This is a genomic window from Polaromonas sp. P1_F9, assembly GCF_056405615.1.
The window spans coordinates 967,125-982,075 of record NZ_JBFUBT010000001.1; the positions used below are offsets into that span (position 1 = coordinate 967,125).

At 62.9% G+C, this 14,951-nt stretch carries 15 protein-coding genes; 5 read left to right on the forward strand and 10 right to left on the reverse strand.

Going from position 1 to position 14,951, the window contains the following annotated elements; genetic code table 11:
• Genes urtE through AC1DYR_RS04570 form a run of 4 tightly spaced genes read left to right on the forward strand, consistent with a single transcriptional unit; the run spans position 1 to position 3,387 of the window.
• The gene (urtE, locus tag AC1DYR_RS04555) at positions 1-690 is read left to right on the forward strand and encodes an urea ABC transporter ATP-binding subunit UrtE (RefSeq protein WP_436157998.1); all 690 of its coding nucleotides are present in this window, start codon (positions 1-3) and stop codon (positions 688-690) included.
• 46 nt (positions 691-736) lie between these two features.
• Positions 737-1,966 carry a formamidase gene (fmdA, locus tag AC1DYR_RS04560; protein ID WP_477704019.1) on the forward strand — a complete coding sequence of 410 codons (1,230 nt, stop codon included), beginning with the start codon at positions 737-739 and terminating at the stop codon, positions 1,964-1,966.
• Positions 1,967-1,982: 16 nt separating this feature from the next.
• Positions 1,983-2,324: a zinc ribbon domain-containing protein gene (locus AC1DYR_RS04565; protein ID WP_411885348.1), complete on the forward strand. Its 342-nt coding sequence runs from the start codon at positions 1,983-1,985 to the stop codon at positions 2,322-2,324.
• A gap of 25 nt (positions 2,325-2,349) precedes the next feature.
• A complete protein-coding gene (locus AC1DYR_RS04570; protein ID WP_477704020.1) occupies positions 2,350-3,387 on the forward strand; it encodes an aliphatic amidase in 1,038 nt (345 codons plus the stop codon).
• Between the two features lie 81 nt (positions 3,388-3,468).
• Here AC1DYR_RS04570 and guaD read toward each other — a convergent pair whose 3' ends face one another.
• From guaD to AC1DYR_RS04590, 4 genes are all read right to left on the reverse strand, one after another.
• Positions 3,469-4,767, reverse strand: a complete 1,299-nt coding sequence (gene guaD / locus AC1DYR_RS04575; protein ID WP_477704021.1) for a guanine deaminase — start codon at positions 4,765-4,767, stop codon at positions 3,469-3,471.
• 88 nt (positions 4,768-4,855) lie between these two features.
• Positions 4,856-5,218 carry a 6-pyruvoyl trahydropterin synthase family protein gene (locus AC1DYR_RS04580; protein ID WP_477704135.1) on the reverse strand — a complete coding sequence of 121 codons (363 nt, stop codon included), beginning with the start codon at positions 5,216-5,218 and terminating at the stop codon, positions 4,856-4,858.
• A 26-nt stretch (positions 5,219-5,244) separates the two neighbouring features.
• Positions 5,245-5,880, reverse strand: coding sequence for a 7-carboxy-7-deazaguanine synthase (queE, locus tag AC1DYR_RS04585; protein WP_477704022.1), 636 nt, complete (start codon positions 5,878-5,880; stop codon positions 5,245-5,247).
• A gap of 245 nt (positions 5,881-6,125) precedes the next feature.
• Positions 6,126-7,013 carry a LysR substrate-binding domain-containing protein gene (locus AC1DYR_RS04590; protein WP_477704023.1) on the reverse strand — a complete coding sequence of 296 codons (888 nt, stop codon included), beginning with the start codon at positions 7,011-7,013 and terminating at the stop codon, positions 6,126-6,128.
• Between the two features lie 130 nt (positions 7,014-7,143).
• Between AC1DYR_RS04590 and AC1DYR_RS04595 the strand changes: the two genes are divergently transcribed.
• The gene (locus AC1DYR_RS04595) at positions 7,144-7,548 is read left to right on the forward strand and encodes a tautomerase family protein (RefSeq protein ID WP_477704024.1); all 405 of its coding nucleotides are present in this window, start codon (positions 7,144-7,146) and stop codon (positions 7,546-7,548) included.
• 23 nt (positions 7,549-7,571) lie between these two features.
• On the opposite strand, the gene AC1DYR_RS04600 is transcribed toward AC1DYR_RS04595, so the two are convergent.
• From AC1DYR_RS04600 to AC1DYR_RS04625, 6 genes are all read right to left on the reverse strand, one after another.
• Positions 7,572-8,849, reverse strand: coding sequence for a YbfB/YjiJ family MFS transporter (locus AC1DYR_RS04600; RefSeq protein ID WP_477704025.1), 1,278 nt, complete (start codon positions 8,847-8,849; stop codon positions 7,572-7,574).
• A 59-nt stretch (positions 8,850-8,908) separates the two neighbouring features.
• Positions 8,909-9,961 (reverse strand): adenosine deaminase, encoded by a 1,053-nt coding sequence (locus tag AC1DYR_RS04605; RefSeq protein WP_477704026.1) that lies wholly within the window; start codon positions 9,959-9,961, stop codon positions 8,909-8,911.
• A gap of 109 nt (positions 9,962-10,070) precedes the next feature.
• A complete protein-coding gene (locus AC1DYR_RS04610) occupies positions 10,071-11,225 on the reverse strand; it encodes a BMP family ABC transporter substrate-binding protein (protein WP_477704027.1) in 1,155 nt (384 codons plus the stop codon).
• 85 nt (positions 11,226-11,310) lie between these two features.
• Positions 11,311-12,231: an ABC transporter permease gene (locus tag AC1DYR_RS04615; protein WP_477704028.1), complete on the reverse strand. Its 921-nt coding sequence runs from the start codon at positions 12,229-12,231 to the stop codon at positions 11,311-11,313.
• Complete coding sequence (locus AC1DYR_RS04620; RefSeq protein ID WP_477704029.1) at positions 12,231-13,340, reverse strand: ABC transporter permease; 1,110 nt, start codon at positions 13,338-13,340, stop codon at positions 12,231-12,233. The genes AC1DYR_RS04615 and AC1DYR_RS04620 overlap by 1 nt, the downstream gene beginning before the upstream one ends.
• Positions 13,327-14,916: an ABC transporter ATP-binding protein gene (locus tag AC1DYR_RS04625; RefSeq protein WP_477704030.1), complete on the reverse strand. Its 1,590-nt coding sequence runs from the start codon at positions 14,914-14,916 to the stop codon at positions 13,327-13,329. Before AC1DYR_RS04625 ends, AC1DYR_RS04620 begins: the two co-directional genes overlap by 14 nt.
• Positions 14,917-14,951 lie beyond the last annotated feature (35 nt).

A 14,951-nucleotide genomic window follows, 5' to 3' on the forward strand; every position in this document is an offset into this window, starting at 1 on the left:
ATGCTCAACGTCAACAACCTCCACGTCAGCTACGGCCAGAGCGAGGCGCTGCACGGCATCAGCTTCTCGGCCAAGAAGAATGAAACCGTGGCCATCATGGGCCGCAACGGCATGGGCAAGACCACGCTGTTCAAGTCGCTGATCGGCATCCTGCCGCTCAAGTCCGGAACGATTGAAGTCGACGGCCTGGATATCTCCAAGGACGAGAGCTACCAGCGGGTTGCCAAGGGCGTGGCCTATGTGCCGCAGGGCCGCATGATTTTCCCGACGCTGACGGTGCAGGAGAACATCCTGACCGGCCTGGAGAACGCCAAACACAAGCAGATCCCGGACGAGATCTACGCGCTGTTCCCGGTGCTCTTCGACATGCGCGGCCGCAAGGGCGGCAACCTGTCGGGCGGCCAGCAACAGCAGCTGGCGATTGCCCGCGCGCTGGTGACCAACCCCAAGGTGCTGCTGCTGGACGAGCCGACCGAGGGCATACAGCCATCCATCATCAAGGACATCGCGCGTGCGCTCAACGAGATCCGCAAGATGCGCGAAATCACGATCGTGGTGTCGGAGCAGGTGCTGAGCTTTGCGATGGACGTGGCCGACCGGCTTTTCGTGATCGAGGGCGGGCAGCTGGTGCATGAAAGCACTCGGGCCGGCACCGACACGGCGCGCATCAAGCAGTTTCTTTCCGTCTGATTTTCTTTTCCCTTTCCCTTTATTCATCACCACCAGGAGATATGGCATGACTGACACGCTGATCAAGGTTGACCTGACGAAGTCGCCCACCCTCAACGAAAACATCCACAACCGCTGGCACCCGGACATCCCCATGGCCTGCTGGGTCAACCCGGGCGATGATTTCATCCTGGAAACCTTCGACTGGACCGGCGGCTTCATCAAGAACAACGACAGCGCCGATGATGTGCGCGACATCGACCTTTCCACGGTGCATTACCTGTCAGGCCCGGTCGGGGTCAAGGGCGCGGAACCCGGCGACCTGCTGGTGGTGGACCTGCTGGACATAGGCGCCAAGCAGGACAGCCTCTGGGGCTTCAACGGCTTCTTCAGCAAGAAGAACGGCGGCGGCTTCCTGACCGACCATTTCCCTGAAGCGCAAAAATCGATCTGGGACTTCAAGGGCATGTTCACGAGTTCGCGCCACGTTCCGGGCGTGAACTTCGCCGGGCTCATCCACCCCGGCCTGATAGGCTGCCTGCCCGACAAAGCCATGCTGGAGATGTGGAACACGCGCGAGCAGGCGCTGATCGACAGCGAGCCGACGCGCACGGGCCTCGCCAACCCGCCTTCGGCCGGCACCGCCCACATGGGCAAGATGACGGGCGCGGCACGCGACAAGGCCGCCGCCGAGGGCGCGCGCACCGTGCCGCCGCGCGAGCACGGCGGCAACTGCGACATCAAGGATTTGTCGCGCGGCTCCAAGGTCTACTTCCCGGTCTACGTCGATGGCGCCGGCCTGTCGGTGGGCGACCTGCACTTCAGCCAGGGTGACGGCGAGATCACTTTCTGCGGCGCCATCGAGATGGCCGGCTGGGTGCACATGAAGGTCACGCTGATCAAGGGCGGCATGGCCAAGTACGGCATCAAGAACCCCATCTTCAAGCCCAGCGTGATCACGCCACGCTACGACGACTATTTGATCTTCGAAGGCATCTCGGTCGACGAGGCCGGCAAGCAGTACTACCTGGACGTCAACGTCGCCTACCGCCAGGCCTGCCTGAACGCCATCGAGTACCTCAAGAAGTTCGGCTACTCGGGCGCGCAGGCGTATTCCATCCTGGGCACGGCGCCGGTGCAGGGCCACATCAGCGGCGTGGTCGACGTGCCGAATTCCTGTGCCACGCTGTGGCTGCCCACCGGCATCTTCGACTTCGACATCAACCCGAACGCGTCGGGACCGGTCAAGCACATCGACGGCAAGATCAGCATGCCGCTGTCGCCCGACCTGCCCTGATACGGAGAAACCGGTCATGCCTACCTACGACTACGACTGCCCGCAATGCGGCAGCTTTGACGCGCTGCGCTCGGTCTCGATGCGCAACCAGGCGGCCGCCTGCCCGGCCTGCGGCGGCCCCGCCGCGCGCATTCTGTCCGTCGCGCCTTCGCTGGCGTTGATGGAAGACGGCGCGCGCCGCGCCATGGACACCAATGAGCGCGCACGGCATGAGCCCAAGCGCTCCGGCGACTACGCGCGGCTCAAGCACCCGGCCGGCTGCGGCTGTTGTTCAAGCGGCAAGCGCGGCGCCACGCTCACCGCGCCCAATGGCAACAAAGCTTTTCCCAGCAAACGCCCGTGGATGATCAGTCACTGAAGCCACTCTTCTCAAGGAGCACCCCATGATTCACGGCGATATTTCAAGCAGCAAGGACACCGTCGGCGTCGCGGTGGTCAACTACAAGATGCCTCGGCTTCATACCAAAGCCGAGGTGGTGGAGAACGCGAACAACATCGCGCGCATGCTCGAAGGCATGAAGAAGGGCCTGCCCGGCCTGGACCTGGTGATCTTCCCCGAGTACAGCACCCACGGCATCATGTACGACAGCAAGGAGATGCATGAGAACGCCGCCACGGTGCCGGGCTTTGAGACCGAGATCTTCGCGGCCGCCTGCCGGCGGGCCAAAGTGTGGGGCGTGTTCTCGCTCACGGGCGAGCGGCATGAAGAGCACCCGCGCAAGGCGCCCTACAACACCCTGATCCTGATGAACGACCAGGGTGAGATCGTGCAGAAGTACCGCAAGATCATGCCCTGGGTGCCGATTGAAGGCTGGTACCCCGGCGACCGCACCTATGTGAGCGACGGGCCAAAGGGCATGAAGATCAGCCTGATCATCTGCGACGACGGCAACTACCCGGAGATCTGGCGCGACTGCGCGATGAAGGGCGCCGAGCTCATCGTGCGATGCCAAGGTTATATGTACCCGGCCAAAGAACAGCAGATTTTGATCAGCAAGGCCATGGCATTTGCCAACAACACCTATGTGGCGGTGGCCAACGCTTCAGGTTTTGACGGCGTGTACTCCTATTTCGGCCATTCCGCGCTGATCGGCTTTGACGGCCGCACGCTGGGCGAATGCGGCGAAGAAGAAATGGGGGTGCAGTATGCGGCGCTGTCCAAGAGCCTGATCCGCGACTTCCGCCGCAACGGCCAGTCGGAAAATCACTTGTTCAAGCTGCTGCACCGCGGCTACACCGGCATGATCAATTCGGGCGATGGCGACAAGGGAACACCCACCTGCCCCTTCAGCTTTTATGCCGACTGGCTGCGCGACCCGGAGACCGCACGCAAGCAGGTGGAGTCGTTTACGCGGACGACGATCGGGACGGATGAGGCGCCTATGGAGGGGATTCCGAACCAGAGTAGCGTTACGGCTTGATCCATCAGCTATTCTTTTGATAGCTGCTTGCGCCCGCCCATATTGGTTGGAACCCTTATTCCTCTGGATTGAAGGCTGTTTTCAGACCGGCAGCGACTGCCCCGCTTGCGAAATCACCGTCTTTTGAATGAGCCGGTCATCGCCTAGCACGATCAGGGAGAACAGCAGTTCGTCCAGGCTGGCGGCCTGAGCGGTCTTGCGGGCCAGCAAAGGCGTGGCCTGCAGGTCCAGCACCACAAAATCCGCTTCGCAACCGGGCTGCAGGTTACCGACAACGCCTTCCAGGCCCAGCGCCCGCGCCGCGCCCGCGGTGTGCTGCCACCACAGGTGCTGCGGCTTGAGCGAGAGACCGGTTTTGGTCTGCCCTTCCCTTCCCACATAGTAGGCCGCCAGCATGGTGTGAAAAGGGCTGAAAGAGGTCCCACCGCCGACGTCGCTGGCCAGGCCGTACGGGAAGCCGATCCTGTCCGCACCCTCATAGTCGAAAAACCCGCTGCCCAGAAACAGGTTGCTGGTCGGGCTCACGGCCGCCGCCGTGCCGGTGCCGCGCATCAGGGCACGGTCTTCGTCGTCGATGTGGATGCAATGCGCATATACGGCCCGCGGGCGCAGCAGGCCGAACTGTTCGTAGACGCTGAGGTAGCTGCGCGCCTTCGGATAAAGCTGCCGCACCCAGGCGATTTCGTCCTTGTTCTCGGCGACATGGGACTGGATCCACACATCCGGGTATTTCGCCGCCAGCTCGCCGGCGCCACGCAGCTGCGCCTCACTGCAGCTGGGCACAAAACGCGGCGTGATGGCATAGCCCAGCCGATCCACGCCGTGCCAGCGCAGGATCAGCGCTTCGGTGTCCTGCAGGCTCTGCACCGTTTCATCGCGCACGCCATCCGGCGCATTCTGGTCCATCAGGCATTTGCCCGTCATGAGGCGCAACTGGTTTTTTTGTGCCTCGGCGAACAGCGCGTTGACGGATTCCACATGCGAAGTCGCGAAAGCCAGCGCCGTGGTGACCCCGTTGCGCAGCAGCTCTGCTATGAAAAACGTAGCTGCTTGCGCACAGTGGTCCTTGCTTGCGAAGCGTTTTTCTTCTGGAAAAGTATAGTTTTCAAGCCAGGGCAGCAGCCCTTCGGCAGGCGAGCCGATCACGTCCAGCTGCGGATAGTGAACGTGCATGTCGACAAAACCCGGCGCAATGAGGCGGCCCGGCAGGTGTTCTGTGGGCACCTCGGCAAATTGGGACACCAGCGCCTGGTAGCTGCCAACAGCCTGCACGACCTGGCGGCCTTCGGCATCGGGTCCGGTCACCAGCAGGCCATCAGCCTCATAAACGGCCTGCGCAGGCGCGGCAAAGTACAGGAGGGCGGCGCGATAGGCTTTCATGGCTGCAAGATTAACCCAGTCACCGGCGGGCTGAATATTCAAAACCCGATAAGGCCTATTGAGCTTGTTGCCAGCCGGACAGCCGGGTTCAGCGGCTCACACGGCAGCCGTCGCCCAGCGAGGCGCGCCAGACCCGTACCGAAGTCAAGCCCGGCAGGCGTGCGTCCAGCTTGCGGAAGATGAACTGGCACAGGTTTTCCAGCGTGGGCGGGCCCAGATCTTTCACGTCGTCGAGCAGGTGGTGGTCCAGTTCCTCGCGCAGCACCTCGATTTCGCGCCGTACCAGGCCGAGATCCATCACCATGCCGGTTACCGGGTCAGGCACGCCGGCGAGGAAAACTTCCGCGTTGTAGGTATGGCCATGCAAGCGTTTGCTGCTGTCGGCCTCGATGACGCGCTTCAAGGTGTGCGCCGCGTCAAAGTAGAAAGTCTGGCTGATCTCGCAGCGCATGGGGGCTGCCGTGGTTTTTGTTGTGCTCATCGGATGCCCGTGATCTTGTGGGTCTGCAGGCTGAGGCGCCACGCGGGGCGGGCCATGCACAGCTGGATGCAGGTTTCGGTGTTCTGCTGGCGCTGGGGGTTATCCATGGGCTGCAGGTAGCGGTGGGTGAAGTCGGCGGCTTCCAGTTCGGCCAGGTCAAAACTGCTCTGCGGCCACACCACCTTGAGTTCATGGCCCGCGCGTTGCACCCAGGGCGCGCCGGCCTTGGGGCTGACGCAGATCCAGTCGATGCCCTCGGGCGCGGCGATGGTGCCGTTGGTCTCGACCGCGATCTGGAAGCCGCGCGCGTGCAACGCGGCAATCAGTTCGGCATCGACCTGTAGCAGCGGCTCGCCACCCGTCATCACCACAAAGCGGTGGGTGCTGTCACCGGCCGGCCATTGTGCAGCGATGCGGTCGGCCAGCGCATCGGCAGCGCGAAACTTGCCGCCCAGCGTGCCGTCGGTGCCCACAAAGTCGGTGTCGCAAAACTTGCAGACGGCGGTAGCGCGGTCCTGCTCACGGCCTGTCCAGAGGTTGCAGCCGGCAAAGCGGCAGAACACCGCCGGCCGCCCGGCATTGGCGCCCTCGCCCTGCAGCGTGTAGAAAATTTCCTTGACCTGGTAGCTCATGGCGCGGCCTGCGCAGGCATCTGCGGTCGCAAGGTCAGTTGGGAAACTGGGGGGAAAAGAGAAATAAAACAGGCGCCCACAGCGGCCGGAAGACCAGGGGTCGCGAGGTTTTTATACATGGTAGTCCTCTACATGGCCCCGGAGTCAAAGCAAATGCCGGCGCGCCGAGGCAGCACGCAAGCCCTGATTTTAACGGCCAACGGCCGATGGCGGTATTTCGGGGGATTTACCGGCCAATAGCGGCTTCAGGGCTCCGGAGCTTCGTGCGCCTGTTTTTCGAGCCAATCGCAAAATCTGTCCAGCCGCACATCCGTCCTGGCCCGGCGCCTGGCCACGTACTGGTAGCTGCTTTCCTCAAAGCCCAGCGGCGCCACCAGCCGCCCCGCGCGGATATCGTCCATCACCAGGTGCCAGGGCGCGATGCAAACGCCCAGCCCAGCCACTGCCGCCTCAAGCGTGAAGTAATAGTGCTCAAACTCCGGACCGTCCTGAACAGGAAGGGCAAGACCGCGCGACTCGCACCACATCTGCCAGGCATCCCGCCGCGTCTGGGTGTGCAGCAGCGGCAAGCGGGCCAGGTCGATCGCTTCGCGCACGTTCGCCCGATTGGCGAGCGCAGGCGCCATGACAGGTCCCAGGCGCTCCACAAACAGCGGCAGCAGCGTGCCCGATTTTTCGCTGCCCCGCCCGTCTATCGTGATGACGAGGTCGTAACGGTCACGATCCACATCGACCACACGCTCGGCGGCGCTGAGCCGGACGTCGATATCGGGATGGCGCGCATTAAAGTCATAGAGACGCGGAATCAGCCACTTGACGGTGAAGGTACTGAAACAGGAAACGTCCAGCGTTCCGGCCTCGCTGCTGCGCACTTCACGCACGGCGGCTTCCATCTGGTCCAACGCAGTGGAAAGGGCTGGCCACAGGGCGGCGCCGGCATCGGTCAGTTGTGGCTTGTTTTTGGCACCCTCGAAGAGCGGCACACCCAAGGACTGCTCCAGCTGGCGCACCTGACGGCTGATGGCCCCGGGGGTCACCGACAACTCCTCGGCTGCAGCCGTCATGCGGCCCAGCCGGGCAGCAGCTTCAAAGGCACGCAGGGCATTCAAAGGTGGGAGGTGGCGTTTCAACACTATGTGAGTTTATGGCACATATGACTTGCGAACAAATCGCTTTTCCTGGCCGTGATTGCTTGCGAGAATTGCCTGCATACCGGTGAAAGCTTCAATTCATCGCCACCTATTTAAATTGAGGAAAAATCACATGCCTTTTGTCCGTACCAGCGTCCACCACAGCAGCAGCCCCGAGCAACGGCAAGGCATCGTCGACGGGATTCACCAGGCGCTGGTCGACAGCATTGGCATGCCCGAAGACGAGCTTTTTAATTTGGTCAGCGGCTACGATGCGCAGCAGTTTTTCTTCAGCCGCAGCTTCAACGGCATGGTGCGTTCAGAGCAACCGGTGGTCGTCGAGATCACGATGCGGCGTGGCCGCAGCGACGCGATGAAGCGCGCACTCTATGCGGCCATCGCGCGCAATTTAAAGGCCAACGCCGGTGTTGCCGCCGATGACGTTTTCATCTTCATGCATGAAAACGACTATTCGGACTGGTCGGTGGGCGGCGGCAAGTTTGCCATGGCGCTGGTGCAACAGCCCGGTCCTCACTGAGTCCTGACTGATGAGCGAAGTGCTTACTTCTGCGCAGCTGCGCTGCCAGCCGGCAACACCGGATAAGCCTTCGCCATCCACAGATACATCACCGCGCCCACCAGCAGCGAGGCTGCTGCAATTTCCAGCGAGAGCGTGAAACCCGCGCCGGCGTTGGGTGTGCGCCGCAGCAGCACCGCGACCAGCGGCGGGCCGAGGATCTGGCCAACACCGTAGGTGGCTGTCAGCAGGCCCATGAAACTGGCGGCCGTGGCGGGTTTCAGGCGGCGCACTTCCTGCATCGCAAAAAAAGTAATGGCAGTAAAGGGAACGCCCAGCATCAGGCTGCCGATGGCAAAGCCTGCGAGGCTGGGGCTCCAGAGGCTGGCGGCGATGCCCAGCGCCTGCAGGAAGTAGCAGCCGGTCAGCAGCAGGCGGAAGTCCTTGCCCGGCGGCAGTCGCGTGGCCAGCAGCGCACCCAGCATCACGCCCAGGCCGAAGATGGGCCAGAACATGTCCAGCCAGGCCGAACCCGGCAAGGCCGCACGCGCGATCACCGGCAGAAAAGTGGCGGTGATGATGTAGCCGAAGCCGGCGAGGCCGTAGGCCAGCGTGAGCAGGGTCATTTCGGCATTGCCGTGGTGCTGCGGCGCATCACCCGGCCGGGCAGCAGCGCGTGGCACCAGTGCAGTCAGGCGTTCATCGCCGCCGCGCAAGACCTGCCACACCGAGGCTGTCAGCGCAAACGCCAGCACGCCGAAAATCATCCAGCCGGTGGCGGCCGTCCAGTGCCAGGCCACCATGCCGGTGGCAAACAGGCCGCTCACCAAAATGCCGGCGCCCGGCCCGACGTAGATGATGCCGCCCATCGCGGGCACGCCGCGCCTGGCCAGCTGCGAGAGGCACCAGCCCGACGTGAAGACGAACACCACCGCGCTGGTCACGCCCGCGGCAAAGCGCAGCAGCGGCCATGCAGCCGGAAAATGCCAGCCCATCGCCAGCGTAAGCACACCGGTGGCAACCAGACCAGCGCGCACCAGAGACGAATACGCCAGGTGCGGCAGCCACTTTAAGCGCGCCCACAGCCAGGGCTGCAGCGTGCAGAGAATCGCGCCCAGCATGTAGCCAAAGTAATTTGCGCTGGCCAGCCAGCTGGCTGTCGGCAAATCGACCACGCCGTCGTTGAGCATCATCGGCAGCAGCGGTGTGAAGGCAAAGCGCCCGAGGCCCATGGCCACCGCCAACGCCACCAACCCCGCCAGAGCGATGGGCCAGGGATTGTGGGCGGCAAGGGTTTGCCCTTCTTTTGGCGTCAACGCCATACACAGTTCTCCGTCATGTTGAATTCAGGCCGCGCCCCGGGGACAACGCGCTGATGGGCTTATTGAAATGTTTCGAAGACCTGGTTGAGGCGATTGATATAGCGGGACTTTGCCGGGGCTTCGATGAAGCTTGCCTCAAAGCTGTTGCGCGCCAACGCATAGGCATGCTGCGCATTCAGTCCCGTCGCAGCAAAAGTCTGCGTGAAATTGTCATTCATGTAGCCGCCGAAATAGGCCGGGTCGTCTGAATTGACCGTGGCCACCAGCCCGGCATCAAGCAGCTCGCGCAGGTTGTGGCTGGCAAGATCCGGGAACACGCAGAGCTTGAGGTTGGAAAGCGGGCAGACCGTGAGCGGAATACGGTCTTGCGCCAGGCGCTGCATCAGCAGCGCGTCGCGGCTGGAACGCACGCCGTGGTCCACACGCTCCACCTTGAGCACATCGAGCGCCGTCCAGACGTATTCGGGCGGGCCTTCCTCCCCGGCGTGGGCCACCAGGTGAAAGCCCAGCTCGCGGCAGCGCGCAAATACGCGGGCAAACTTCTCTGGCGGGTTGCCGACCTCGCCCGAATCCAGCCCGATGCCGATGAATTTATCGCGAAACGGCAAGGCCTGCTCCAGCGTTTCAAAAGCGTCCTCCTCGCTGAGGTGACGCAGAAAGCACAGGATCAGCGAGGCGCTGACGCCCAGCCCGGCCTGCGCGTCCACGCAGGCACGATGCAGGCCATTAATGACCGTTTCCATGCTGACACCACGCGCCGTATGCGTTTGCGGATCGAAGAACATTTCGGTGTGCACCACGTTGTCAGCGGAGGCTTTGCGCAGGTAGGCCTCGGCCATGTCGTAAAAGTCCTGCTCAGTGATGAGCACACTGGCGCCTGCGTAGTAAATGTCAAGAAAGCTCTGCAGGTTGGTGAAGGCATAAGCGCTGCGCAATTCTTCAACGCTGGCGTAGGGAATGTTCACGCCGTTGCGGCGGGCCAGCGCGAAGATCAGTTCGGGCTCAAGCGAGCCTTCGATATGCATATGCAGCTCGGCCTTGGGCATGCTTTTGAGCAGCGCGGGCAGGCGGTCTGCGGACACGGGTTTTACATTGAACGGTGCGGGCGTCATTTCAACTCCAGAAACAAAAAAAGCCGCCCGAAGGCAGCTTTGAAACTACGTTGCGAGCGCTCCGGCCCAGGAACTGTTGCCCCCAGGCACGGCGCTGCGTCCATTATCCTCAGTTGCCGGGAACCTTGCCTTCGACACCCTTGACATACGTCTTCAGGCCGCCGAGAAATTTGTCGTCCGCCACCACATCCTTGGCCAGCAATTCCTTGCCGGTGTTGTCAGTGATCGGGCCTTTCCAGATCGAGAAGCTGCCGTCCTTCAGGCCTGCCTTGACTTCGTCAATGCGCTTTTTGGTGTCGTCCGGCACATCGGCGGCAATCGACACGATGTCGATGGCGCCTTCCTTGACGCCCCACCACGAAGCCGTATTGCCGGTCCACTTGCCTTCAAGGGCCTCACCCACGGACTTCACGTAATACGGGCCCCAGTTGATAACGGCCGATGCCAGGTGGGCCTTGGGGCCGTAGGCGGTCATGTCTGAATCCCAGCCGAAGGCGCGTTTGCCCATTTTTTCGGCAGTCTGCAGCACGGCGGACGAATCAGTGTTCTGGAACAGCACGTCGGCGCCGCCGTTGATGAGCGCCGTGGCCGCCTCGGTTTCCTTGGGTGGGTTAAACCATTCATTGACCCATACCACCTTGGTCTTGACCTTGGGATTGACCGACTGCGCGCCCAGCGTGAAGCTGTTGATGTTGCGCACCACCTCAGGAATCGGCACCGAGCCGACCACGCCCAACGTGCCCGTCTTGCTCATCTTGCCCGCGATCACGCCGGCCATGTAGGCACCTTCGTAGGTGCGGCTGTCATAGGTGCGCATGTTCTCGGCCTGCTTGTAGCCGGTGGCGTGCTCGAACTTCACGTCTTTGGTATCGCCTGCCACTTTGAGCATGGGTTCCATGTAGCCGAAGGTGGTGCCGAAGATCAGCTTGTTGCCCTGGGCTGCCATGTCGCGGATCACGCGCTCGGCGTCAGCCGACTCGGGTACTTTTTCGACGAAGCTGGTGACGACCTTGTCGCCATAGGCTTTCTCCACGGCCTTGCGGCCGTTGTCGTGCGCAAAGGTCCAGCCACCGTCGCCCACCGGGCCGACATAGGCAAATGCGATTTTCAGGGGCTCGACCTTGGCAGGCGCTGCCGCCGCTGGTGCGGGCGCGGCAGGCGCCGCTGCCGGCTCTTCCTTCTTGCCGCAGCCCATCAAAGCTGCAGCCGCCACCGCCGACAGGGCCGCCAGCTTGAGCAGGGAACGTTTTTGCAGGTCAGTCATGTGAACTCGCTTTCGTTGTAGGAAATGACATTGAAATGAAAAGTGGAACGGGAAGGCGAAAAAAAGCAATTATGCGGCGGAAACCTCAGGCGCCGGGGTAAAACGGCTTGCCCAGCGAAGCCGGCATGTTCAGTCGTATCCAGGCCGGGTTGCGCGAAATCAGCACCAGCACAACGATGGTCGCCAGGTAGGGCAACATGCTGAGGAATTCGCTCGGCACATTGACCCCCTGGCTCTGGAAGTGAAACTGCAGCATGGTCACGCCGCCAAACAGGTAGGCACCAAGCAACACCCGTGCCGGGCGCCAGGTGGCAAAAGTGGTCAAGGCCAGGGCAATCCAGCCCCGGCCGGAGACCATGCCTTCTGTCCAGCCATGCGAATACACCTCTGACAAGTAGGCGCCGGCCAGCCCGCACAGTGCGCCGCCGGTGATGACCGCCGCCAGGCGGATGCGGCGCACTGGATAGCCCAGCGCATGAGCCGACTCGGGCGACTCGCCTACCGCCCGCACCACCAGCCCCAGGCGCGTGCGGTACAAAAACCAGACCAGCGCAGCCGCAAACAGAATCACCAGATAGACCAGCGGATGCTGCTGGAACAAAGGCCCGCCCACAATGGGCAGGTCACCCAGCCACGGCACCGAGAACGGCGGCAGCGCAGGCAGCGCCGCCTTGGTGTAGTCGGTTCCCACAAAGGCCGAAAAGCCTGCACCGAACAAACTGAGCGCCAGGCCGGTGGCGTACTGGTTGGTGTTGAACCAGATGACCAGCACGCCAAACACCGTGGCCAGCGCCGCCCCTGCGCCCATGCCGGCCAGCAGGCCAAGCCAGATGCTGCCGGTGGCGACCGTCATCATGACGCCTGCCACGGCGGCGCACAGCATCATGCCCTCCGCACCAAGGTTCACGATGCCAACTTTTTCATTGATCAACAAGCCCAGCGCGGCAATGGCCAGCACCGTGCCCGCGCTGAAGACCGAGCCCAACAGGGCCATGTAAACGTCCATCAGGCGGCTCCTTGTGAAGGGGTGGCATTCCCGGCGGCCGTGGCCGGCATGGCATCTGCCTTGCGACGTATGCGGTAGGCGATCAATGTGTCGCAGGCCAGCAAGGTAAACAGCAGCAGGCCCTGAAAGACTCCGGTCAGTGACTTGGGCAGGCCCAGACGCGACTGCGCCAGTTCACCGCCGATGTAGAACATGCTCATCAGGATGGCCGAAAACACCATGCCCACCGGATTCAGCCGCCCGACAAAGGCCACGATGATCGCAGCAAAGCCATAACCTGCCGGAACATAAGGCGTGAGTTGGCCTATCGGCCCGGCAACCTCGAGCGCGCCCGCAAGACCCGCCGCGCCACCCGAAGTCAGCAACGCAATCCACACCGCACGCCGGGACGAAAACCCGGCATAGCGGGCTGCCGCCGGCGCCAGCCCGCCTACCTGCTGCGCAAAACCGGCGCGGGTGCGGAACAAAAATACCCACAGCGCGCCCACCCCGGCCAGCGCCAGCAGCAGGCCAATGGTCATGCGCGAGCCCTTCATGAGCCGCGGCATCTGCGTCACCGCGTCAAAGGTCTTGCTTTGGGGGAAATTGAAACCCATCGGATCTTTCAGCGGACCCGTCACCACATAACCCAGCAGCAGTGTGGCCACATAAACCAGCATCAGGCTGACGAGGATCTCATTGGCATTGAAACGGTCGCGCAGAAAAGCCACGATGGCCGCCCAGAACATGCCGCCCGCCACACCGGCGGCAATGATGGCCACGATGATCCATGCACCGGTGGTCTTGTCGGCCTGCAGGGCAACATAGCCCGCAGCCACGGCGCCCACCACAAACTGGCCTTCGGCGCCGATGTTCCAGACGTTGGAGCGAAAACACACGGCCAGCCCCAGCGCGATAATGAGCAGCGGCGTGGCCTTGACCATGAGCTCGCCCAGTGCGTAGCTGTTTTTGATCGGCTCATAAAAAAATACCAGCAAGCCCTTGACCGGGTCCTTGCCCAGCAGCATGAAGAGCACGGTGCCGATCAGCACCGTGACCACCAGCGCCAGCACCGGCGAGGCATAGCCCCACCAACGCGACGGCTGCGAGCGGGGTTCAAGCCTGAACATCGGTGGCCTCCTGTACGTCTCCGGCAGCCGCGGTGCTGGCGGCGCCCGCCCACAGCCCGCTCATCCATTCGCCGATCTGCGGCACCGTAGCCGCGGCGCGGTCGACCGAAGGCGACAGCCTTCCCTTGGCCATGACATACAACCGGTCAGCGATTTCAAACAACTCTTCCAGCTCTTCGCTCACGACCAGCACGGCACAGCCAGCATCGCGCAGTGCCAGAATTTCGCTGCGGATCAACGCCGCCGCACCCACGTCAACACCCCAGGTGGGCTGCGCCACGATAAAAAGTTTGGGGTTGGCGTCGATCTCGCGGCCAACGATGAACTTCTGCAGATTGCCGCCCGAGAGGGATCGCGCTGCTGCGGCCGGCCCCCCGGCCTTGACCTTGAAGCGCTGGATGATGGCTGCGGCCTGCTGCGCCAGCCGGCCGGTGTGTATCCAGCCGCCCCTGCCGAGCGCATCGTGCCGCGTCAGCAGAAGGTTGTGCGCCAGGCTCAGCGTGGGCACGGCACCCCGGCCCAGCCGCTCCTCCGGCACAAAATTCAGGCCCAGCGCGCGGCGAGCACGCGGGCGCAACTGCGCGGCGGGCTGGCCGAAGAGTTCGATCATGGCCGGCGCGGCGCGGGTATCTTCACCTGACAGCGCGTACAGCAGTTCCTTCTGGCCATTGCCCGAGACGCCGGCAATGCCGACCACCTCGCCGGCGCGCACCTGGAGCGCCACGTCCCGCAGGTCCACGCCAAACTGGTCGGCACGCGCCAGGCTCAATGCTTTCACTTGCAGCGCCACCGCACCAGGCGCACGGTCATGGTGCTCAAGCGGCGGTGGCTCGGCGCCAATCATCAGGCGCGAGAGCGAAGCATTGCTTTCCACAACCGGGTTGCAAAACCCGGTCACCTTCCCGCCGCGTAGCACCGTGCAGGCAGTGCACAGTTCGCGGATCTCGTGCAGCTTGTGGCTGATGTAGAGGATGCTGCAGCCTTCAGACACCAACTGGCGCAGCACCACGAAGAGTTTTTCAACCGCCTGCGGAGTCAGCACAGAGGTCGGTTCGTCCAGGATCAGCAATCGCGGATGGGTCAGCAGCGCCCGGATGATCTCCACACGCTGCATCTCTCCCACCGACAGTGTGTGCACAGGGCGTGAAGGGTCGGTGTCCAACCCGTACTCCTGCGCCTTGGTGGCGATGCGCCGTGTCACTTCAGCCAGGCTCAGTGCCTTGTCCAGCCCCAGCCAGACGTTTTCGGCCACCGTCAGCGTGTCGAACAGGCTGAAGTGCTGGAACACCATGCTGATGCCCAGCGCCCGCGCCTCGTGCGGGTTGCGCACCACGACCGGTTTGCCGTCCATCGCCACGCTGCCGGCGTCGGGCTTGACCGAGCCGTAAATGATCTTCATCAGCGTGGATTTGCCCGCGCCGTTTTCACCGAGCACGGCGTGGATTTCACCGGGCTGTACCGTCAGCGAAATGCCACTGTTGGCCACCACGCCCGGGTAGCTTTTGGTGATGCCGGAAAGCTGCAGCCGCGGCGGCTGGCCGGGCGGGCTGTCAGTCTGGGGCGGGGCTGCGGTCATTGTCTCTGGGTATCCGGTTTTGTCTTCGGTTTATA